Origin of the sequence: Pseudomonas sp. NY11955, assembly GCF_048068035.1 — a bacterium.
Lineage (GTDB): Bacteria > Pseudomonadota > Gammaproteobacteria > Pseudomonadales > Pseudomonadaceae > Aquipseudomonas.
The window spans coordinates 368694-390392 of the sequence record NZ_JBLUPS010000006.1; the positions used below are offsets into that span (position 1 = coordinate 368694).

Annotated in this window: 20 protein-coding genes; 9 read left to right on the forward strand and 11 right to left on the reverse strand. The window is 63.3% G+C overall.

The window, feature by feature from the left end; translation table 11 throughout:
• The first annotated feature begins 14 nt into the window (after positions 1 to 14).
• From ACNFBR_RS14530 to ACNFBR_RS14545, 4 genes are read left to right on the forward strand one after another with little or no spacing between them, the layout of a single operon-like run.
• The gene (locus ACNFBR_RS14530; protein WP_416735538.1) at positions 15 to 794 is read left to right on the forward strand and encodes a sugar phosphate isomerase/epimerase family protein; all 780 of its coding nucleotides are present in this window, start codon (positions 15 to 17) and stop codon (positions 792 to 794) included.
• The gene (locus ACNFBR_RS14535; RefSeq protein WP_416735539.1) at positions 787 to 1737 is read left to right on the forward strand and encodes a sugar kinase; all 951 of its coding nucleotides are present in this window, start codon (positions 787 to 789) and stop codon (positions 1735 to 1737) included. Before ACNFBR_RS14530 ends, ACNFBR_RS14535 begins: the two co-directional genes overlap by 8 nt.
• Positions 1738 to 1795: 58 nt before the next feature.
• Positions 1796 to 3088, forward strand: a complete 1293-nt coding sequence (locus ACNFBR_RS14540) for an MFS transporter (RefSeq protein WP_416735540.1) — start codon at positions 1796 to 1798, stop codon at positions 3086 to 3088.
• Positions 3089 to 3098: 10 nt separating this feature from the next.
• The gene (locus tag ACNFBR_RS14545; protein WP_416735541.1) at positions 3099 to 4061 is read left to right on the forward strand and encodes a 2-hydroxyacid dehydrogenase; all 963 of its coding nucleotides are present in this window, start codon (positions 3099 to 3101) and stop codon (positions 4059 to 4061) included.
• A gap of 137 nt (positions 4062 to 4198) precedes the next feature.
• Here the strand turns inward: ACNFBR_RS14545 and ACNFBR_RS14550 are convergent, their stop codons facing one another.
• The 3 genes from ACNFBR_RS14550 to bamA form a co-directional block, all read right to left on the reverse strand.
• Positions 4199 to 5164 carry an endonuclease gene (locus ACNFBR_RS14550; protein ID WP_416735542.1) on the reverse strand — a complete coding sequence of 322 codons (966 nt, stop codon included), beginning with the start codon at positions 5162 to 5164 and terminating at the stop codon, positions 4199 to 4201.
• Positions 5165 to 5178: 14 nt separating this feature from the next.
• Positions 5179 to 5562: a hypothetical protein gene (locus ACNFBR_RS14555; protein ID WP_416735543.1), complete on the reverse strand. Its 384-nt coding sequence runs from the start codon at positions 5560 to 5562 to the stop codon at positions 5179 to 5181.
• A 230-nt stretch (positions 5563 to 5792) separates the two neighbouring features.
• A complete protein-coding gene (bamA, locus tag ACNFBR_RS14560; RefSeq protein WP_416735544.1) occupies positions 5793 to 8156 on the reverse strand; it encodes an outer membrane protein assembly factor BamA in 2364 nt (787 codons plus the stop codon).
• A gap of 197 nt (positions 8157 to 8353) precedes the next feature.
• Here bamA and ACNFBR_RS14565 point away from each other — a divergent pair, with 197 nt between their 5' ends.
• Both ACNFBR_RS14565 and ACNFBR_RS14570 read left to right on the forward strand, forming a co-directional pair.
• Positions 8354 to 9046: a response regulator gene (locus ACNFBR_RS14565; protein ID WP_416735563.1), complete on the forward strand. Its 693-nt coding sequence runs from the start codon at positions 8354 to 8356 to the stop codon at positions 9044 to 9046.
• On the forward strand, positions 9043 to 10308 hold the full coding sequence (locus ACNFBR_RS14570) for a HAMP domain-containing sensor histidine kinase (protein ID WP_416735545.1): 1266 nt from the start codon (positions 9043 to 9045) through the stop codon (positions 10306 to 10308). Before ACNFBR_RS14565 ends, ACNFBR_RS14570 begins: the two co-directional genes overlap by 4 nt.
• A 31-nt stretch (positions 10309 to 10339) precedes the next feature.
• On the opposite strand, the gene ACNFBR_RS14575 is transcribed toward ACNFBR_RS14570, so the two are convergent.
• Positions 10340 to 10801 carry an Lrp/AsnC family transcriptional regulator gene (locus tag ACNFBR_RS14575; RefSeq protein WP_416735546.1) on the reverse strand — a complete coding sequence of 154 codons (462 nt, stop codon included), beginning with the start codon at positions 10799 to 10801 and terminating at the stop codon, positions 10340 to 10342.
• A 159-nt stretch (positions 10802 to 10960) separates the two neighbouring features.
• Between ACNFBR_RS14575 and ACNFBR_RS14580 the strand changes: the two genes are divergently transcribed.
• Both ACNFBR_RS14580 and ACNFBR_RS14585 read left to right on the forward strand, forming a co-directional pair.
• Positions 10961 to 12211, forward strand: coding sequence for a Zn-dependent hydrolase (locus tag ACNFBR_RS14580; RefSeq protein WP_416735547.1), 1251 nt, complete (start codon positions 10961 to 10963; stop codon positions 12209 to 12211).
• Positions 12212 to 12290: 79 nt separating this feature from the next.
• Positions 12291 to 13496 (forward strand): diaminopropionate ammonia-lyase, encoded by a 1206-nt coding sequence (locus ACNFBR_RS14585; protein ID WP_416735548.1) that lies wholly within the window; start codon positions 12291 to 12293, stop codon positions 13494 to 13496.
• 12 nt (positions 13497 to 13508) lie between these two features.
• Here the strand turns inward: ACNFBR_RS14585 and ACNFBR_RS14590 are convergent, their stop codons facing one another.
• The 7 genes from ACNFBR_RS14590 to ACNFBR_RS14620 all read right to left on the reverse strand — a co-directional run bounded on the left by ACNFBR_RS14590 (position 13509) and on the right by ACNFBR_RS14620 (position 20566).
• The gene (locus ACNFBR_RS14590) at positions 13509 to 14693 is read right to left on the reverse strand and encodes an MFS transporter (RefSeq protein WP_416735549.1); all 1185 of its coding nucleotides are present in this window, start codon (positions 14691 to 14693) and stop codon (positions 13509 to 13511) included.
• Between the two features lie 107 nt (positions 14694 to 14800).
• Positions 14801 to 15271, reverse strand: a complete 471-nt coding sequence (locus ACNFBR_RS14595) for an Lrp/AsnC family transcriptional regulator (protein WP_012272218.1) — start codon at positions 15269 to 15271, stop codon at positions 14801 to 14803.
• 20 nt (positions 15272 to 15291) lie between these two features.
• Positions 15292 to 16587, reverse strand: a complete 1296-nt coding sequence (locus ACNFBR_RS14600) for an NAD(P)/FAD-dependent oxidoreductase (RefSeq protein WP_416735550.1) — start codon at positions 16585 to 16587, stop codon at positions 15292 to 15294.
• Positions 16588 to 16684: 97 nt separating this feature from the next.
• Positions 16685 to 17524: an ABC transporter substrate-binding protein gene (locus tag ACNFBR_RS14605; RefSeq protein WP_416735551.1), complete on the reverse strand. Its 840-nt coding sequence runs from the start codon at positions 17522 to 17524 to the stop codon at positions 16685 to 16687.
• 61 nt (positions 17525 to 17585) lie between these two features.
• Complete coding sequence (locus tag ACNFBR_RS14610) at positions 17586 to 18311, reverse strand: amino acid ABC transporter ATP-binding protein (protein ID WP_416735552.1); 726 nt, start codon at positions 18309 to 18311, stop codon at positions 17586 to 17588.
• Between the two features lie 54 nt (positions 18312 to 18365).
• On the reverse strand, positions 18366 to 19331 hold the full coding sequence (locus ACNFBR_RS14615) for an amino acid ABC transporter permease (RefSeq protein WP_416735553.1): 966 nt from the start codon (positions 19329 to 19331) through the stop codon (positions 18366 to 18368).
• Positions 19332 to 19684: 353 nt separating this feature from the next.
• Positions 19685 to 20566: a LysR family transcriptional regulator gene (locus ACNFBR_RS14620; protein ID WP_416735554.1), complete on the reverse strand. Its 882-nt coding sequence runs from the start codon at positions 20564 to 20566 to the stop codon at positions 19685 to 19687.
• A 185-nt stretch (positions 20567 to 20751) separates the two neighbouring features.
• On the opposite strand from ACNFBR_RS14620, the gene ACNFBR_RS14625 reads away from it, so the two are divergent.
• Positions 20752 to 21699, forward strand: a 948-nt coding sequence (locus tag ACNFBR_RS14625; protein WP_416735555.1) for an acetolactate synthase large subunit, incomplete at its 3' end; no start/stop codon positions are given.

Genomic DNA, 21699 nt, shown 5'->3' on the forward strand with positions numbered 1-21699 from the left:
TAAGGATAAAAACAATGCACCCGAACCCCGTTTCCATCAGTCTCTCCAGCTACGGCGCCGATTTCGTGCGGCAGCGTGGCCAGGAGCAGTTCCTGGACCTGCTGGCTGCCGCTGGCGTTAGCCGAGTGGAATTGCGCGAAGAATTGTTCGCCAGTGCACCAGACGCATCTGCCCTGGGTGGGGTGATTGCCGCACTGCACCTGGAGTGCCTGTATTCGACACCCCTTGAACTGTGGACTGCGCAAGGCATCCCCGACCCACTACTGGTACAGAAGCTGGAAACGGCCCAGGCGCTTGGCGCAGTGGCGCTGAAGGTTTCCCTGGGCCACTTCGATGAGCGCTGCGATATGACGGCCCTGGCGGCGTTGATGCCTGCGCATGGGCCGCTGCTATTGGTGGAAAACGATCAGACCGCCCAAGGTGGCAAGGTCGAACCGCTGCTGCAGTTCTTCCAGCGAGCCGAGGCGCTTGGGCTGCGCTTGGGCATGACCTTCGATATCGGTAACTGGCAATGGCAGTGCGAATCTGCGCGGCAAGCCGCCCGGCAACTGGGCCGTTGGGTGCGCTACGTGCATTGCAAGGCTGTGCAGCACCGGGCCGATGGCCAACGGGTTGCCGTGCCGCCGCAAGCGGCGGACCTCCATGAGTGGGCAACGCTGCTGGCCGAGTTCGCGCCTGGCGTGGTACGCGCCGTCGAATACCCCTTGGTTGGCGAAGACCTGCTGGCGTTGACCCGTGCTCAGGTGCGTAGCCTGTCCGCGCTGGGCGCGCAGCAGGAGGTGGCCCATGCATGAGCATGACGTGCTGTGTTTCGGCGAAACCATGGCCATGTTCGTTGCCGAGCACACTGGCGATCTGGCCAGTGTCGGCCAGTTCGGCAAACGCATCGCCGGTGCGGACAGCAACGTAGCCATCGGCCTGGCGCGGCTGGGTTTCAAGGTGCGCTGGCTGAGTCGGGTAGGTGACGATTCGCTCGGCCGCTTCGTGCTCGACAGCTTGCGCAGCGAAGGTCTGGATTGCTCCGGCGTCGAGGTGGATGCCGGCTACCCCACGGGTTTTCAGCTCAAGGGCCGCTGCGATGATGGCAGCGACCCGGCAGTGGAGTACTTCCGGCGAGGCTCGGCTGCCAGCAGGCTGTCGCCCGCAGTGCTGCGCCCAAGCTGGCTGCAGGCTCGCCACGTGCACGCCACCGGTATCCCGCTGGCGCTGTCGGACAGCTGCCGGGCGCTGTCCCACGCGTTGCTCGACAGCATGCGCGCATCGGGCCGCAGCATTTCGTTCGACCCCAACCTGCGCCCCTCGCTGTGGCCTGATCAAGGCAGCATGGTGCGTGAAATCAATACCCTGGCGGCCAAGGCCGACTGGGTGTTACCAGGCCTGGAGGAGGGCCGGCTGCTGACCGGCCAGCACACCCCGGCGGACATCGCCGCGTTCTACCTCGACCAAGGGGTGGAGCTGGTGGTGATCAAGCTGGGCGATGCCGGTGCCTACTTCCGCAGTGCCAAGGGCGAAGGGCAGGTCGCGCCGGTGCCGGTCAGCCGTGTGGTGGACACCGTTGGCGCCGGCGATGCCTTTGCCGTCGGCGTGCTCAGCGCGTTGCTGGAGGGCCGTGCCGTGGCCGAGGCCGTGGCGCGTGGCAACTGGTGCGGCAGCCGTGCCGTGCAGTCGCGGGGCGACATGGAAGGGCTGCCGCTGCGCCACGAACTGGAGGCTTACGACCTGCGCATAAGCGCGTGAGCCAACCACCCCGAATCACCTGTTGCAACAAAAACAACAAGCTCAGGAGCAACGAACCATGCAAAGCCAAAGCCTGGCACCTCGCCGCTGGTGGTACATCATCCCGATTGTGTTCGTCACCTATAGCCTGGCGTATCTGGACCGCGCCAATTATGGCTTCGCCGCCGCCTCCGGCATGGCCGAAGACCTGCACATCACGCCCGTGCTGTCTTCACTGTTGGGCGCGCTGTTCTTTCTCGGTTACTTCTTCTTCCAGGTGCCCGGCGCCATCTACGCCGAAAAACGCAGCGTGAAGAAGCTGATCTTCGTCTGCCTGATCCTCTGGGGCGGTCTGGCCACGCTCACCGGCATGGTCAGCAATGTCTACATGCTGATCGGTATTCGCTTCCTGCTTGGGGTGGTGGAGGCCGCGGTCATGCCCGCGATGCTGGTGTACTTGTGCCACTGGTTCACCCGTGCCGAGCGCTCGCGCGCCAATACTTTCCTGATGCTCGGCAACCCAGTGACCATCCTGTGGATGTCGGTGGTGTCGGGGTACCTGATCAAGCATTACGACTGGCGCTGGATGTTCATCATCGAAGGCCTGCCTGCTGTGATCTGGGCGTTCTTCTGGTGGCGCCTGGTGGACGACCGCCCAGCCCAGGTGAACTGGCTGAGCGCGCAGGAAAAGGCCGCCCTTGCGCAAGCACTGGCCGCCGAGCAGCAGGGCATCAAGCCCGTAAAGAACTACCGCGAGGCGTTCCGCTCGCCGCAGGTGATCATCCTGGCGCTGCAGTACTTCTGCTGGAGCATTGGCGTGTATGGTTTCGTGCTGTGGCTGCCGTCGATTCTCAAGCAGGCGGCGAACGTCGATATCGTGCAGGCCGGCTGGCTGGCCTCGGTGCCTTACCTGGCGGCGGTGCTGGCGATGGTGGGCGTGTCCTGGGCGTCCGACCGCCTGCAAAAGCGCAAGCGCTTCGTCTGGCCGCCGCTGCTGATTGCCGCCGTGGCGTTCTATGGCTCGTACGCCTTGGGCAGCGAGCATTTCTGGCTGTCGTACGCGTTGCTGGTGGTCGCCGGCGCCTGCATGTACGCACCCTATGGCCCGTTCTTCGCGATCGTGCCCGAGATCCTGCCGGCCAACGTCGCAGGCGGTGCCATGGCGCTGATCAACAGCATGGGCGCGTTGGGCTCGTTCGGCGGCTCGTGGCTGGTGGGCTACCTCAATGGCGCTACGGGCGGGCCGGGCGCCTCTTACCTGTTCATGTGCGGCGCGCTGCTGACCGCAGTGGCGCTCACCGCCGCACTCAATACTTCCCAGACATCTGGCCGGGCCAAACGCGATGGCTCGCGGCTGGCCATGAACCCTTAGGAAACCTGTAATGAAGAAGCGAATCGTCCTGTATAAACGCCTGTCCGACGACTTGATGGCCCGCCTGCAAGCTCGTGTTGAGGTGACCTGGGTGGATACCACCCAGCCCGATGGCCTGGCCCGCCTGCGCGATGCGTTGCCGGGGGCCCATGGGTTGCTGGGAGCCAGCCTGCGCGTGGATGCCAGCTTGCTCGACCTGGCGCCGCAATTGGAAGTGGTGTCGAGCGTTTCGGTAGGCGTGGACAACTACGACGTTGCCGAACTCAGCCGCCGTGGTGTGATGTTGACCAATACGCCTGACGTGCTGACCGAGACCACCGCGGACACCGGCTTTGCCTTGATCCTGGCCAGTGCCAGGCGGGTGGTGGAGTTGGCGAGCTGGGTGCGCGACGGCCATTGGCAGGCCAACCTGGGGCCGGCGCATTTTGGCAGTGACGTACATGGCAAGACGCTGGGCATCGTCGGCATGGGCCGCATCGGCGAGGCCCTGGCCCGGCGCGCGGCCGCCGGCTTTGGCATGCGCGTGCTGTACCACAGCCAGCGTGCCAAGCCCGAGGTGGAGGCGCGCTATGGCGCATGCCAATGCAGCCTGGATGAGTTGTTGCAGCAGGCGGATTTCGTCTGCCTGACGGTGCCGCTGAGTACCAGCACCGAAGGCCTGATCGGCGTACGGGAACTGGCGCTGATGAAGCCTGAGGCGATTCTGGTGAATATTTCACGCGGGCGCGTGGTGGATGAGCAAGCGCTGATCGAAGCGCTGCGGGCCAAGCGCATACGCGGTGCGGGGCTGGATGTGTTCGTGCAGGAGCCGCTGGCGCCAGACTCGCCGCTGTTGCAGCTCGATAACGTGGTGGCCACCCCGCACATTGGCTCGGCAACCGAGGAAACCCGCCAGGCCATGGCGCGTTGCGCGGTGGACAACCTGCTCAGCGCCCTGGCCGGTGAGCGACCAGCGAACCTGGTCAACGGCTGACGAGAGTCCGAGGGCTTGCACAATCCCCTGTAGGAGCAGCCTTGTGCTGCGAAGAGGCCGGCAAGGCTGTAATCACCTTGTTCGGCGATGGCCTCTTCGCAGCACAAGGCTGCTCCTACAGTGCCGAGGCTAGCCGACTACCGGCAGTTACCCGCCTTGCGATAACCCGCAGCCTGCGCTTCGCCTTCGCTGGCAAAGGTCACCTGATTCTTCGCTGCAACCTGGCTGTAGCCCGGGCAGCCAACGGACAGGTGGTAGACATGGCTGTTGCGGTTGCCCAGCACAGCCCCGACCGACTCGGCGCTGGCCAGGCTCGGTTTCGCCTCTGCCTTGGCGGCCTTCACCGGCAGCGCTTGCACCACGCCACTGCCAACCGGCTTGTAGTCGGCTGTCCACTTGCGCTCTCCGCTTACGAACGGGTTGGCATGCCCCATGATCGCGGCAATGCGCCGGTCGCGCTCTTTTTCCCAGGCCGACACCGGGTGCTGCTTGTCCCAGGCCATCAGCAGCTGTTGCTGCTGGCGCGACATGCTCAGTTGGTAGCGGTCGAACATATAGAACGTGGTGCGGGCCACCAGGCCTTTGACTTCATCGCGCGGTTCGGCGGCACGCTGGACGAAATCGACCTTGGTGGTGCATTGGCCGTATTCGCCGGCATTGCCAGCCACCATGCCGTAGTTGAAGTTGCTGCGGTCACCGTTCACCTCACCCACGGCGGGGTACAGGTTGAACAGGTCGGCCTCCATGGCGCGGAACACCGGGTCGTTGTCCACGCAATGCTCGCGGCCGCCGTTCTTCCAGCACTGGCGTTGGTTGCCGAAGGTGTAGGCGGGCACGATGTGTTCCCACTCGGTACGCTCGGCGCGGTTCTGCTGCTTGCGCGTCTGATAACCGCACGAGGCGGCATCGATGCGCCCACCGGACTTGCCCACCCAGGTCCATTTGCAACCACAGTACAGGTCGCCCATGGCACTGCTGGCCTGGTCCAGGTACACCTTCTGCTTGGCCACCACCTTGGCTTCGGTGAACGTTGCCGGCGGGTTGGCCTGGGCGGGCAGGGTAAAGGAAAACAATAAGGTTACGGCGTAAAGCAGTGATTTCATGGAGAAAACATATTTCAGATTGGGGCGCGCATTGTAATGCTTTCCCCGGTGCAGGCCAGCTCGCGAAGCCATACCAGTGGTCGGCCAGGGTGTTCGCTGGCCATAAGGCTGAAGGTGGCTGAGTCGAGCATGTCCCGCACCTGGGTGGCCATGCGCAACAGACGCTCGATGAAACCGGCACCGACATCGCCGTAGTCTTCCAGGGAAACACCGCTTTGGTTGTGCTGGATTGCCAGGTGGTAATGGCTGACCCCGGCACCGTCGCCGCTGCCGCCCAGGATCACGGTGAAGCGTGGGCCGAGCAGGCTGGCCAGACGCTGCTGAACCAGGTCGAGCAGTGCCAGCGGTACTTCATCGTGCCGCAGTGTGGTGGGGAAGCAAGAGGTGAAGGGAGGCATGAGCGTGTCCTGCTGGGCGGGGTTCGAGTGCAGGTCAGCTTAGGCAATGTCACTGTCAACTTGGGTTAAGCGGGGGTAAAAGCGGGTAATGCTCAAACCCAGGTCCACGCGGCCCTTGTAGGAGCAGCCTTGCGCTGCGAAGAGGCCAGCAAAGGCGATAGAAATGCGTCGGCATTACTGGCCTCTTCGCAGCGCAAGGCTGCTCCTACAAGGGCGTTATTCATCAGCGATCAGAACGTTTGCCCCAGGGAGAACTGGAAGATCTGGGTTTCGGCGTTATCCGGCTTTTTCAACGGCGCCGCCAGGCTGAAACTCAGCGGACCCATCGGGCTGTACCAGGTCACGCCAACCCCCAGCGACACGGCTATCTGTGCCAGGTCGACGCTGCCGCAGCCCTGGGTAGTCGACAGGTAGCAGGTGTCGGCATACACATTGCCCGCATCGACGAACAACGAACTGCGCAGTTGGCTTTGGTCCTTCACGAACGGCAACGGGAAGATGTATTCGGCACCGCCCGTGATCAGGATGTTGCCCCCCAGCACATCGGTGTCGCGGTCGGAGTAGTAGGCCTGGCCTGCGCTTGCGTAGGTCCCGGTGGCCGGGGTATTGCGTGGGCCGAGGGTGCCGTCCTTGAACCCGCGCACCGACCCCTGGCCACCTGCGGTATAGCTTTCGTAGAACGGCAGGCCATCGGTGGAACCGTAGCCGTTGCCATAGCCCAGGCTGGTGTGCAGGCGCAGCGAGGTGTTGTTGGTCACCGGCAGGTAGGTCTGGCCGTTGTAGTCCAGCTTGTAGAACGACAGGTCGCTGCCCGGGGTGGTGGCCATCAGCGTCAGGCTCTGCGAGTGGCCACGGGTGGCCAGCACACCTTTGTTGAGGGTGGATTCCGACCAGCCGATCGAGGCCTTGAGGTTGTTGAAACGCTTGCCCTCGCGGGAGATGAAATCGTAGATCTCGTCGGCGCTGTAGGTGCCCGGCGAAATGTCGTCGTGCTGCAGGGTCAGGCCATAGGTCAGGCGCGAGGTTTCACTGATCGGGTAGCCAAAGCTGAGCCCGGCGCCATAGCTGTTGATCGCATAGTAGGAAACGCCATCGTCGTAGTAATCGCTGTAGTCGGTGCTGTTGTAGAACAGGTTGTAGCCCAGGCTGACACCGTCGGCGGTGAAGTAGGGGTCGGTGAAAGCGAAGTTGTACTTGGTCTGGTATTCGCTGCGCGTCAGGCCGATGGCCACCTTGTTACCGGTACCTAGGAAGTTGCTCTGGCTGATCGAGCCGCCCAGGATCAGGCCGGCGCTCTGGGCGAAACCGACGCTGGCGGTGATCGAGCCGGAGGCCTGCTCTTCGACGCTGTAGTTGACGTCGACCTGGTCGTCGGTGCCGGCTACCTGCGGGGTCTCGACGTTGACTTCCTTGAAGAAGCCCAGGCGCTCCAGGCGGGTCTTGGACTGGTCGATCAGGTAGGTCGAAGCCCAGCCACCTTCCATCTGGCGCATTTCGCGGCGCAGCACTTCGTCTTCGGTCTTGGTGTTGCCGCGGTAGTTGATGCGGTTGACGTAGGCACGCTTGCCCGGGTCGACCACGAACATGATGTCGACCGTGTGGTCCTGGTCGTTCGGCTGTGGCACGCCGTTGACGTTGGCGAAGGTGTAGCCTTCGTTACCCAGACGACGGGTGATCAGCTCGGAGGTGGTGGTCATCACCTTGCGCGAGAAGACCTGACCTGGCTGCACCAGCAGCAGCGACTTGACCTGGTCTTCCGGCACCTTGAGGTCACCCGACAGCTTCACGTCGCGCACGGTGTACTTCTCGCCTTCGTTGATGTTGACGGTGATGTAGACGTGCTTCTTGTCCGGCGTGATGGACACCTGGGTGGAGGCGATGTCCATGTTGATGTAACCACGGTCCAGGTAGTAGGAACGCAGGCGCTCCAGGTCACCGGACAGTTTTTCGCGGGCGTACTTGTCGTCGTTCTTGAAGAACGACAGCCAGTTGGTGGTCTTCAGCTCGAACAGCTGCCCCAGGGTTTCATCGTCGAACACGTTGTTGCCGACGATGTTGATGTGCTGGATGGCGGCGACGGTGCCTTCGTTGATCTTGATCTTCAGCGCCACACGGTTGCGCGGCTGCGGCACCACTTCGGCGTCGACTTCGGCCGAGTAGCGGCCCTGAGCCACGTACTGGCGCTGCAGCTCGTTGCGCACGCCTTCGAGGGTGGCACGCTGGAAGATCTCGCCTTCGGCCAGGCCCGACTGCTTCAGACCCTTCATCAGGTCTTCGGTGCTGATCGCCTTGTTGCCTTCGATCTCGATGCTCGACACCGACGGGCGCTCGACCACGTTGATGATCAGCACATTGCCATCGCGGTTCAGCTGGATGTCCTGGAAGAACCCGGTCTTGAACAGGGAACGGGTCGAGTCCACCAGGCGACGGTCATCGGCCTGGTCGCCGACGTTCAGTGGCAAGGCACCGAACACACTGCCGGCGGAAACCCGCTGCAGGCCGTTGACGCGGATGTCGGCGATCCTGAAGGGGGAGGCCTGGGCCAGCGTGGCTTTCAGCAACAGGATGGAGAGCAACAGGCGCGGGTAGTTCATCAGGGGTTCCAGACAAGCGGATTCGGAAGACAGCAAGCGCGGGCAACCCGCATGCAGCGGGCGATGAGGATACGGGCGGGCCGTGTACGGCGCGGTTAGCCGAGGGTAAAGATGTGTAAAGTCCGACCGGCTGGCGGTGACAGTGCCGGCCTGCGGGGCGATCATTGCCGCCCCTGCAATTGCGATATCTGGCCCTGATGATCCCTGTGCTGCTGGTCGACGACGACCGCGAACTGACTGAAATGCTCGCTTTGTACCTGGCCCGCGAAGGCTTCCAGGCCACGGCCGTGGATACCGGTGAAGAGGGCGAGACCCAGGCCTTGTCCGGTAACTTCCAGGTGGTGGTGCTGGACGTGATGCTGCCCGGCATCTCCGGTATCGAAGTGCTGCGCCGCGTGCGGGCACGCAGCCAGGTGCCGGTGTTGTTGCTGACCGCCCGTGGCGACAATATCGACCGCATTGCCGGCCTTGAGCTGGGGGCCGATGACTATGTGCCCAAGCCCAGTTCCCCGGGTGAGCTGGTGGCACGCCTGCGGGCGATTTTGCGCCGGGTACAGCCACAGCAGATGGGCGAGGCCAGTGCGCCCGAACACGTACGCACCGGGGCATTGAAAATGTGGCCTGGCCGCCGTGAAGCGCACTGGGGCGACGCCACGCTGGAGCTGACCGGCTCGGAGTTCAGCCTGCTGGAAGCGCTGGCCCGTCAGGCTGGCCAGTTGGTCAGCAAGCAGGACCTGTCGCTCAACGCCCTGGGCCGGCCGCTGACCCGATACGACCGGCGCATCGACGTGCATGTCAGTAGCATCCGGCAAAAGCTCGGCCCGCGCGCCGACGGCAGCAGCTGGATCCAGAGCGTGCGTGGCATGGGCTACATGCTGATTGTCGAATGATGCGCCGGCGCCTGTTCTGGAAGCTGTTTCTGGCGTTCTGGCTGGCCAACTGCCTGACCTTCCTGGTGGGGGCGGGCGCTTTCATGCTCAATGACTGGCGTGGCGATACGCCGGCGCTGCGTTCGCTGCTGAGCACCGAGCTGCAGTTGTTGCAGCGTTACGGCGAACAGGCGGGCCGGCAGCTGCTTGAGGTGTCGCCACAACCGCCGGATGTGCAAGTGGGCCTTTACGACAGCCAAGGCCGGTTGCTTGCCGGCAGAGCGGTGGCGGTGGCGCGTTTCGAGCAGGTGTTGAGCGACCGTGAAGGTCGACCGCTGGTGCTGCGTGCTTCGGTGGCCACGCTGCTTGGCGAACCACCGCGCCCGCGTGGCATGGGCCCGCTGTTTACCGGCACGCTGATGAGTGCACTGTTTGCCTTCCTGTGCAGCTTGTATTTGACTCGCCCGCTGGCCTGGTTGCGCGAAGCGATGGGCCAGGTAGCCCAAGGCCGCTTCGATGTGCGGGTAAAGCCCAGGCTGGGCAAGCGCCGCGACGAGATCGTCGAACTGGCCGAGGATTGTGACCGTATGGCCGGCCAGCTCAAGGCGCTGGTGCAGGCGCAGCAGAACCTGCTGCACGATATTTCCCACGAACTGCGCTCGCCGCTGACCCGCATGCATGCCGCCATCGGCCTGATGCGCCAACAACCGGACCGGCACGACATGCTGGAGCGGGTTGAGCGCGAATCGCGGCGCATGGATGAGTTGATCGAGCAGCTGCTGACCCTGGCCCGCGCCCAGGCTCGCCAGGGCGATGGCGACTTTGCCAGCGTGGATGTGGTGGAGCTGCTGGCGCAAATCGTCGAAGACGCCCGTTTCGAGGCCGGCATGAAGCGGTGCCAGGTGTCTTTGCAAGCCCAGGGTGCGTTTCTCATCCATGGGCATGAAGAACTGCTGTACCGGGCGTTCGAGAACATCATCCGCAACGCGGTGCGCTACACCGCAGCCGGTACGGAGGTGTTGGTGGAGGCCGCGCTGGCACCGGGTGGGCAATGGTTTCAGGTCAGTGTCAGCGACCATGGGCCGGGCGTAGACCCAACGCGCCTGCCGCGGATCTTCGAGCCGTTCGACCGGGGTACCGACAACAGTGACGATGGCTTTGGCCTGGGGTTGGCGATTGCCCAGCGGGCCATTGCGCTGCATGGCGGCAGCATCGCTGCGTTGGCTGCTGACAGTGGCGGGCTGCGGGTGCGTATCGAGTTGCCACAGGCGAACCCTGCTTAAGCGCTAAGGGCTGCGAAGCAGTCCCGACGATCTAAAGCGTCGGCACGAACATACCGGTCTTCACATTGCTCATCGAGACCAACGTCTTGAAGCGTTTGACGTTATTGTTTTCGAAGAACAACTCACGGGTCAGCTGGGTGTACTGCTCCATGTGCCGCACCAGCATGATCAGCACGAAATCGCATTCACCGGCCACGTAATAGCACTGCTGCACCTGCGGGCAGGCGAGGAAGGTGCGCTTCATCTCGTCCAGCAGGTCCAGCCGCTCGTTCTCCACTTCGACCTCGGTGATCACGGTCAGCGTGTAACCCAGCTGAGCGGCATCCACCTGTGCCAGCGTGCCACGGATCACACCGTCGGCCGCCATTTTCTTCAGGCGCCGGTTGACCGCTGCCGAGGACAGGTTGACCTGCGTGCCCAGGTCCAACTGCGACGTAGCGGCATTGTGCTGTACGGCCTCGAGCAGGGCCAGATCGAAGTGATCGAGGGGCATGAGCGGTTCTCCGTTGCTGAGCAGCACCAAAGGCTGGAAAAGCGTAATGAAAGTGCATGAAAAGGCCGAAAATCAAGTTTTTCGTACGTTTCCAGCGAATAGAATTCTCCTATGACCAAAAAACGGTGCGTTGCCATGGCACCCAGGGAGAAACGATTGATGAATGCGAGCACCCCGCTGCAATTGGACGGCGCCTTGCTGTTGCAGCAAATCAGTGCGCTGGGGCAAGTAGGCGCAGACGCCATCCACGGTGGGCGCACTCGGATTGCGCTGACCGATACAGAAAAGGCCGGGCGCGACCTGTTGGTCGGATGGATGAATGAGCTTGATCTCGAGGTGCAGATCGACCGCATCGGCAACATTTTCGGCACGTTGCGCTCAGCCACTGACAGCGGCGCCCAGCGCCCATTGATGATCGGTTCGCACATAGATACCGTCACCAACGCAGGTGCCCTGGATGGCTGCTACGGGGTGCTGGCGGGGCTGGCAGTGATCCGTGCCTATCGCCAGGCGGGGCGGCTGCCCGAGCGTTCGGTCACGGTTGGCGCCTTTACCAACGAGGAGGGCGTGCGCTACCAGCCCGACATGATGGGCTCGCTGGTATACGCCGGTGGCCTGTCGCTGCAGCAGGCCCTGGATACGCTTGGCACCGACGGCACGCGCCTGGGCGACGAACTGGCGCGTATCGGCTATGCCGGCACGCTGCAGCCAGGGGCCATCGTGCCACACGAATACCTTGAGCTGCACATCGAGCAGGGCCCGATCCTTGAAGCCGAGAACACCCTGATTGGCGTGGTCGAGAACCTGCAAGGCATTTCCTGGCAGCAGGTAGAGGTGCGGGGCCATGCCAACCATGCCGGCACCACGCCGACTCACCTGCGCCATGATGCCGGCTATGTGGCCAGTGCGATTGTCGCCGAACTGCGCGCCATGGCCGTGGATTCTGGCACCACACTGGCTACCGTCGGGTGCATGCGGTTCGAACCGAATGTCATCAACGTCATTCCACGCAGGGCCACTTTCACCGTCGATCTGCGCGACCCCGACGAAACCTGCCTGGCCTACGCCGAAAGCCGCCTGAGCCAATACCTGGATGCGCTCGCCGAGCGCGAAGGCGTGAGCATCACTACAGAACGCCTGGTGCGCTTCGAACCGGTCATCTTCGATGCCGGTCTGGCCGATGCCATCGAGGCCTCGGCACAGCGTTTTGGTTTCAGCCACCGGCGCATGACCTCTGGCGCCGGCCACGATGCGCAAATGATCGCCCGTATCGCGCCGGCCGCGATGATCTTCGTGCCCAGCCAAGGCGGCATCAGCCATAACCCGCGTGAGTACACCGATGACGACCAGCTTATCCAGGGCGCGCAGGTGTTGCTGGATGTGGTGAGCCGTCGCCTGACTCGCGCGTAATGCTCACTGAAACGCCCCGCTCGCTGAAGCCTGGCTGCAGCGGCATGGGCTTGCTGTTGCCTGCAGAAAGGAGTACCGAATGTTTGTTTTCAACCCCAAGGCTGGGCGCCAGCCTTACCCGCAAGCGTTACAAGAGCTGATGAGCATCGCCAAAGCCAAGGAAAGCCGCCAGTGGCTGGCCGGCTGGCCCTGCCTGAATGCCGGGGCTACGCCGCTGTACGGTTTGCCTGACCTGGCGGCAGAGTTGGGCATAGCCCAGTTGTCGGTCAAGGATGAATCGGTGCGCTCGGCGCTGGGCAGCTTCAAGGCCCTGGGTGCGCCGATCGCCTTGGTTCGCCTGATCCTGCGCACCTTCCCCGAACAGCACTTCGACCCCTGTGGTTTGCTGGAAGGCCGCTACGCTGACCTAGTGACCGATTACACCGTCGTCAGCGCCACCGATGGCAACCATGGCAGAGGCCTGGCGGCAGCGGCACACAGCATCGGCTGCCGCTGCGTGATCGTGCTGCACGCCAATGTCAGCAATGAGCGCGAACAGGCGATTGCCGCCTACGGGGCACAGATCGTGCGGGTTGCCGGCCACTATGACGCCTCGGTCGAGCACGCTGCCGAGCTGGCGGCCAGCAATGGCTGGACCGTGGTGTCCGATACCTCCTATGCAGGCTATGAGGTGATCCCGCGTGATGTGATGCAGGGCTACGGCACCATCGCTGCTGAAATCATCGAAGCCACAGCCGGGCAACCGCCATTCACCCATGTGTTCCTGCAGGGTGGGGTAGGTGGCCTTGCAGCGGGCATCGTCAGCTACCTGTGGGAGCACTTCGGCGAGCAGCGCCCGCTGTTCGTCATGGTCGAACCCGAGCAGGCCGACTGCCTGTACCAAAGCGCGTTGCTTGGCAAGCCGGCCAGGGCTATTGGCTCGGTGGACTCGGTCATGGCCGGCCTGGCCTGTGGCGAGACATCACCCCTGGCATGGCGCTTCCTGGCGCCGAGCGTCGATGGCTTCATGACCATCAGCGATGACGAGGCCGTGGCTGCCATGCGCCGCCTGGCAGCCGGCAGCGCTCGGGACATTCCATTGGTCGCGGGTGAGTCAGGTGTCGCCGGGCTGGCTGGGCTGGCCCGCCTGGTCAAGGACACCGGCGCAGCCGCCAAGCTGGGGGTCGGCGAAAATGCCCGTGTTCTCTTCATCAACACCGAAGGTGCCACCGCCCCAGGCGTTTACGCCGAGCTGTTGGGCGAAACGGCCGCCTCGGTGCTGGCACGTCAGCACCGCTGGGCCTAGCGACCGGGTGTTTCAGTGCCCACCCTTCATCCGCCGCGCCACCAGGTAGATACCCAGGCCAACCAGCGCAGTCGCTGCGCCGATGTATCCGGTGCTGGTCCAGCCCAAACCTGCCGTGATCGCCATGCCACCCAGCCAGGGTCCCAGTGCGTTGGCCAGGTTGAACGCCGCATGGTTCGACGCGGCCGCCAGGCTCGGCGCTTCATGGGCAATGTCCATCAGACGGATCTGCAGCGGTGCGGCCAGGGCGATCATGGTGCCCACCAGGCCGATGCCCAGCAAAAGGCTCCACAGCGCTTGCGCGGCGAAGGTGAAGAACAGCAACACGGCAATCGACCACATCAGCACCAGCCCTACCGCGCGAAATTGCAGGCGGTCGAACAGTTTGCCGCCAGCAATGTTGCCGACGATACCGCCTATGCCGAACGCCGCCAGGCCGAACGGAATCCACTGCGGCGAGACCTGGGTCACTTGCAGCATGGTCGGCGCCAGGTAGCTGAACACGCAGAACATGCCGGCAAAGCCGATGGAGGCGATGGCCAGCGCCATCCATACCTGCGGGAGGGCAAACGCCTGCAGCTCCTTGCGCGGGTCGCTGCGTACTTCGTCGTGGCGCTGGGGCACGAAACGCCAGACCAGGGCGATGGTGCACAGGGCAATCGCGCCGACCAGCACGAAGGCCGAACGCCAGCCGAAGTACTGGCCCAGGAAGGTGGCCACCGGGTTGCCAAGCAACATGGCCAAGGTCAGGCCCATCATCACCCGGGCAACGGCACCCGCGCGCTGATCTTTGGCCACCATGCTCGAGGCCACCACCGCCGCAATGCCGAAGTAGGCGCCGTGGGGCAGGCCGCTGATGAAGCGGAAGGCGACCAGGCCGCTGAATGAAGGGGCGAAGGCAGTGGCCAGGTTGCCCAAGGCATACAGCAGCATCAACTGCAGCAGCATGTGCTTGCGCAGCAGTTTGGCACCGAGAATCGCCAGCGTAGGGGCGCCGACCATCACTCCCAGTGCGTAGGCGCTGATGGCATGGCCCACCTGTGGCTCGCTCAACTGAAGGTTGCTGGCTATGTCGGGCATCAGGCCCATGATGGCGAATTCGCCGGTACCGATGGCAAAGCTGCCCAGCGCCATGGCGGCCTCCATCTTGGCGACGGTGCTTTTACTGGCAAGCGGGGGGAGTTCCTGGACTGACATCTGTATCCCTATTGAAACATGCTGAAACGTTCAAGGCGGGATCATAGTCAATCTGTGACTGCAACGTCGAGGACGCCGGGCGGTTACTTGCCGTGCCCGTGGGGCACTCACAGTGTCAGCTTCTTGCTGAATTTGGTCTCCATGACAATGTGCGAAGCGGTGTGGGTCACGCCCTTGATCATGTTGATGCGGGTCAGCTCGGCATTCAGTTCCCCCAACGTGTGGGTGGTCAGGTGGATGATGAAGTCCATTTCACCCGACACCGCATACACCGCCTGTACCGAGTCCATCTTGCGCAGGGTGGTCATCACGTCGGTGTAGCTCTTGTTGCTGCACGAGGTCATGGTGAAGCAGTTGATCACCTGCTGCAGCTTGTCCTGGTCGATGCGCACGCTGTAGCCGGTGATCACCCCGGCGTTTTCCAAGCGGTTGATGCGCTCCTGCACCGCAGAGCGCGATACGCCCAGCTTGCGTGCCAGCGAGGCGGTAGGCTCACGGGCGTTGGCCTGCAGCAGTGCCAGCAGTTGCCGATCTTTTTCGGTCAGTTTGAACAGCGCGCCGGGTGGAAGGGCGTCCATGGTGGTTCCTGGTGATTGTTCTAGTGGTTGTACTGCGCGCGGGCTTCCTGGAGCTTGTCCATCAGCTTCAGGCCGGCATACACCGTTTGCGCTGCCGCGGGCCCGAACGGCCCGCCGTTCCATTGCAGGCCATAGGCGTCGAACAGGCGGTAGCGGTCGCTCTCGTTGCAGACCGCCTCGGCGACCACCCGTGCACCTACGGGTGCGGTGTTCATACCATGGCCCCCAAATGAAGTACAGGCCCACAACCCCGGGCCCAGAGGGCCGATGTGCGGCATCTTGTGGCGGGCGTAACCCATCAGCCCAGACCAGGCCTTGGCGATTTTCAAACCCTGCAGTTGTGGGTACACGTTAAGGATGTCGCGGGTCAGCAACTGCCCCAGGCGCTGTTCGTCCTGCAGGTTGCGCGTGGTGATATGGCCACCCCACAGCAGGCGGTCGCCCTCGACGATGCGGTAGTAATCCGAGGCGCGGCGGTTATCGCCCACCGCATCCGTGGTACGTACTACATCGTGCAAGCGTTCACCCAGGTGCTCGGTCAACACCACATAAGTGGCGATCGGCAGGAACGCACGGCGCAACGGGCCGAACTCAGGCCCGCCGTAGCCGCCGCAGCAGTACACCACATCGCTACAGCTGACCACGCCCTTGGCGGTGATCACCCGGTGGTGGCCGGCCTTGCGTTCTACCCGCAGCATTGGCGATTGTTCGTGTATGCGGCCGCCGGCCAGCTCGACCAGTTCGGCCAAACCCAGGCAGTAGTTCAGCGGGTGGAAGTGAAAGCCATGGCTATCACGCAGCCCCTGGAAGTAGCGGTCGGTGTTCAGGCGGCTGCGCAGTGCCTGGGTATCGAGGTACTCCATGTCGAAATTGAAGTCGCGGGCCATGCGGTCGCGGGTGCGCTGCAAGTTGTCGGCGTCGTCGTAGCGCACCACGCTGAGTTTCCCGGTGGTTGCCGCGCAGCCTGGCAGTTGGTGGTGGGCGATGGTGTCACGGACGATATCGACGCCCTCCAGCGACAGCCGGAACAGTGCGGCGGCGGTCTGCTTGCCGCAGCGCCGCTCGATCGCCGACAGCCCTTCGGACCAGCCCTGCAGCACGAAGCCGCCATTGCGCCCGGAGGCGCCCCAGGCCACCCGTGCCGCCTCCAGCAACACCACCGAGCGCCCGCGCATCAGCAGCTCGCGGGCCACGCTGAGGCCTGCCAGGCCGCCACCGATCACGCATACATCGGCGCGGCTTTCTCCGGCCAGGGCCGGGCGCGGGGGGGCAGCGCGCATGGTCCCGGTGTAGTAGTTGTTGCTGTAGCTGGACATCGGTTGGGTCATCCTTTTGCTGGGCGCTGTATGTTTTGCGGGCATGAGGGTGCCGCACGCCCTTCAAGGGAAGGGCGCTGGCCTGCAGGGCTGGGGGTTACTGCACTTGCGTGAGGTCGGCGCCGTACCACTTCTCGGACAGCTGCTTCAGCGTGCCGTCGGCTTTCATGCCGTCGATAGCCTTGGCCAGTTCGGCGTTGAAGGCTTCGTCGCCCTTGTCGGTGGCGATGGCCAGTGGCTCGTAGTAGGCGGGCTTGCCTTGCACTGGGGCAATCGGGTACCCGGCCTTGATCGCGCCCATGACGGTTGGGAGTGCCGACAAGGTGGCATCCAGGCGGGTGCCGTTGCCCATGCGCAGGTCGTCCAGCGGGCCCATGCTGTCGCCATAGGTCTGCACTTCGCCTGGCTCTACGCTGTAGCTGAAGGCGGGCACATCTGCCGCGTCGATCTTCAGCCGGCGGTTGATGTAGTCCTCGGAAGTGGTGCCGGCCTCGACGCCGATGGTCTTGCCGTTGAGGTCGGCGGTGCTGGCACCGGCGGCGTCCTTGTGCACGGCGAAGACGTAGGGGGTGTAGTAGTAGATGGCCGGAAAGTCGAGCACCCGTCCGCGCTCGGTGGTGGGCGTCATCGAACCGACCGACAGGTCCCAGCGGCTGGCCCAGCGCCCTGCCGTGATGATGCCGTACTCGGGGGTGACAAAGGCTACTTGGGTGCCCAGGCGTTTGCCAATTTCGTTGGCCACATCGATGTCGAAGCCCTTGAGGGTGTTGTCGTCGCCAAGGAACGACTGCGGAGGCCAGTTGGCGGCGGTGGCCACTTTCATGACCTTGCTCTGCTGGATGCGGTCAAGGGTGGCCCCGGCCCAGGCGGCCCCGGCCATCAGGGTCAGGCTGCCGGCAACGGCGGTGAGTGCGAACAAGCGTGCGACTGGGTTCATTGGGTAAGTCTCCGGGCATGCAATTGTTGTTGTAGTGTTGGCACAGCGGTAGACACAGGCCTCAGTGGCTGAGGATCTGCGAGAGGAACTCCTTGGCACGTGGGTGGCGCGGGTTGTCGAAAAACGCGTTGGGCTGGCCCTGTTCGATCACCTGGCCCTGGTCCATGAAGATGATGCGGTCGGCTACCCGGCGGGCGAAGCCCATTTCGTGGGTGACGCACAGCATGGTGATGCCGTCCTGGGCCAGCTCGCCCATCACATCGAGCACTTCCTTGACCATTTCCGGGTCCAGCGCCGAGGTGGGTTCGTCGAACAGCATGATGCGTGGCTTCATGCACAGCGCGCGGGCAATGGCCACGCGTTGTTGCTGGCCACCGGAAAGCTGCCCGGGGAACTTGTCAGCCTGGCTGGCGATGCGCACCCGGTCCAGGTATTCCAACGCCAGGGTGCGGGCCTGGGCCTCGCTGAGCTTACTGACCAGGCGCGGGCCGAGCATCAGGTTTTCCAGCACGGTCAGGTGCGGGAACAGGTTGAACTGCTGAAACACCATGCCCACCTGGCGGCGAATGGCGGCCACGCTGGCGGCATCGCGGTTCAGCGGGTTGCCGGCGATCAATACCTGGCCTTTCTGGAAATCTTCGAGCAGGTTCAGGCAGCGGATCAAGGTGGATTTGCCCGAGCCGGACGGCCCGCAAACCACCACGATCTCGCCGCTGGCGATCTCCAGGTCGATGCCCTTGAGCACATGAAACTCGCCGTACCATTTCTGCAGGCCGCGAATCGACACGGCGGCCTAGGCGGCAGCGGGGGTGAAAGGCTGGTTCATCATGGGGCTCCTCGATCAGCGATGGGCGCGGTCGAAACGTTTTTCCAGGCGCGACTGCACGGCTTCGAGCAGGATCGACAGCACCCAGTACAAGACGGCGGCGGTGATCAACATTTCCAGGTGGCGGAACTCCGCACGGCCCTGGGTGCGGGCGAGGAACATCAGCTCCCACACACCGATCACCGACACCAGCGAGCTGTCCTTGAGCATGGAAATGAACTGGTTGCCGGTGGGCGGTATGATCAGCCGCATCGACTGCGGCAGGATCACCCGGGTCATGGCCTGGAAGGGCGTCAGGCCGATCGCCCGCGAAGCTTCCCATTGCCCGCGCGGGATGCTGCTGATACCGGCGCGGAAGATTTCCGTCATGTAGGCGCCGTAGCACAGCGACAACGCCAGGATCCCCGCCGGCACGGCACCGACCACATAGCCGAGCTGGGGGATGCCGAGGTAGATCAGGTAGATCTGGATCAGCAGCGGCACACCGCGAAAGAACGAGGTGTAGAAGCTGGCAATGGCGATGGCGAAGCCGTTGGACGACAGCCGAGCGGTTGCGCCTAGCAACGCCAGGACGAAGGCGATGGCGATCGACAGGGTGGACACGTAGACGGTGGTGAACACCCCCTGGGTGATCATGAAACCGACCTTGCTGGCGATGAAGCTGTAGGACAGGTCGAAGGTGTCGAAGAACAGCAGGAACAACAGCAACAGCTCGCACCAGACCGTAATCACCTGGGCCCGCATCGCAAAGCGGCCAAGAATGAACAGGTTCAATACCAAGGTCACGGCCAGGGTGCCGGCCACGGCAATGTTGCGCAGTTGCGGTACTTGCAGGTCGAGCACGATCGGGCCCATCAGCCGGGCCAGGCTACCGTCGCCCACGCCGTAGAGCAGGGCGAGGGCGAATATCACGGCGGCGGTCACACCCATGAATGCCGGGTTGTCAGTCGCGCGCGGTTTGACGATATGGTCTCTGTACATGGGGGCGTGCCTCACGGAGCTGGGCTCGTTTGTTGTTGTGGGGTCATTGTAGGGAGGCGAAGCGCAGGCAAGAACCTGGCGAATTGCTGTGATTCAAGCGTTTCTGATTGCAATTGCCGAGGCATGATCCTGACATCTGCAGTGGGATGCCTGACAGATTGTTGCCCTTGGACAGGTGGTCAGCCGTCTGGCACTTGCGTCGACTCAGGCTGGCGCATCATCCTGTAGGAGCAGCCTTGCGCTGCGAAGAGGCCCGTACGACTGACAGTGATGTGTCAGCGATACGGGCCTCTTCGCAGCACAAGGCTGCTCCTACAGGATTTGTGTTGTCTTGAAATCGACGTAGGCTAACTTCAACGTTCCAGGTAATGCGTCTGCGCGGCAAAGTCGATGAACCGCTTGCTGGCCAGCGACACGTATTCCCCTGAGCGCCAGCACAAGCGGAAGCTCATCTGCTGGGCCGGCCGGAACGGCACACCGACGATGCCAGGCGTGCGTTGCTGCACCGAGCGCAGCAAGGTCGCCACCCCCATGTTGTCCAGCGCGGCCTGTACCACCAGCGAGACGAAGTTGCTCTGCAGTGCGACCTGGTAGGTGATCCCATGTTCGGCGAAGAACGCGTCCAGCAGATGGCGTTGCACGAAAGTGCGGTCGAACACCACCATGTCGGTATTGCGCAGGTCTTCGGCGGTGAGGAAGGCCTTGCCGGCATAGGGGTGGTCGGGGTGCATGCACGCCAGCATCTCGTCGCTGCCCAGCAGGATCGACTCCTTGTCCGGCGGCACACGCCGGGATTCCAGGAGCGCCAAGTCGATTTCGCGCTGCTCCAGGCGATGGCCAATGTCTTCGGCACTGCCTTCGAACACGGTCATGGCAATACCCGGGTACAACTTGCGGAAGGCGTTCATCAAACCGGGCACGTAGTGCAGGCCGAACATGGGCGGAATGCCCAGGCGCACTTCGCCGCGCTTCAGGTCGGCCATGTCGCGCAGTTCTTGCCGGGCGACATCCATCTCGCGCAGGGCCGAGGCAATGCGTGGCAGAAATTGCTCGCCTTCTGCCGTGAGGATCACTTTACGCGTGGTGCGGTTGAACAGGGTCACGCCCAGTTCTTCTTCCAGCCGGGTAACGGCCATGCTCAGCGCTGGCTGAGCGATGTGCAGGTGCTGCGCGGCCTTGGTGAAGCTGCCTTGGCGGACGATTTCGACACAGCAACGCAATGCCTTGAGGTTCATTCAGGGGTGCTACCTTTCATGCGAGCTGCACTCATAACAATCTGTGATGCTAGGCATCATAACAATATATTTATTATTATTAACCAGAGGGCCTACGATGCGCGCCACTGAGACATCCTGCAACATCTCAGTCACGCAGCTTAATAAATCTGCAATCCCACAAAGATTTTGAGGTAGTACCCCAAATGGCCAAGGCCGCCGATGTCGTTGTGCAATGCCTGGAAAACGAAGGTGTCGAGTATGTGTTCGGCATTCCTGGTGAGGAAAACCTCGACCTGCTCGAATCCCTGCGCAAGTCGAAGATCAAGCTGGTACTGACCCGCCATGAGCAGTCTGCAGGTTTCATGGCTGCCACCTACGGTCGCCTGACCGGCAAGACCGGCGTCAGCCTGTCGACCCTCGGCCCTGGTGCCACCAACCTGGTCACCGCCAGCGCCTACGCCTACCTGGGCGGCATGCCGATGATGATGATCACCGGGCAGAAGCCGATCAAGAAGTCCAAGCAGGGCCGCTTCCAGATCATTGACGTGTGCGGCATGATGGACCCCATCACCAAGTACACCCACCAGTTCGCCTCGGCCGACAACATCCCGTCGCGCATGCGCGAAGCCTTCCGCCTGGCCGAAGAAGAGAAGCCGGGTGCGGTACACCTGGAACTGCCGGAAGACATCGCCGCCGAGCAGACCGACGCACTGCCGATCCCGCGCAGCCTGCACCGTCGCCCACTGGCCGAGCACGTGGCCATCGAAGCTGCCGTCGAGAAGCTGCAGAACGCTCGCAGCCCGATCCTGGTGATCGGCGCCGGCGCCAACCGCAAAATGACCGCCAAGGTCCTCAAGCAGCTGATCGACAAGACCGGCATCCCGTTCATCACCACCCAGATGGGTAAAGGTGTGGTCGACGAGCGCCACCCGCGCTTCCTGGGCAACGCCGCGCTGTCGTCGGGTGACTTCGTCCACCGCGCCGTCGAAGCAGCCGACCTGATCATCAACATCGGCCACGACGTGATCGAGAAGCCGCCGTTCTTCATGGTCCGTGGCGGCACCGAAGTCATCCACATCAACTTCCGCTCCGCCGAAGTCGATGCCGTGTACTTCCCGCAGGTGGAAGTGATCGGCGACATCGCCAACGCC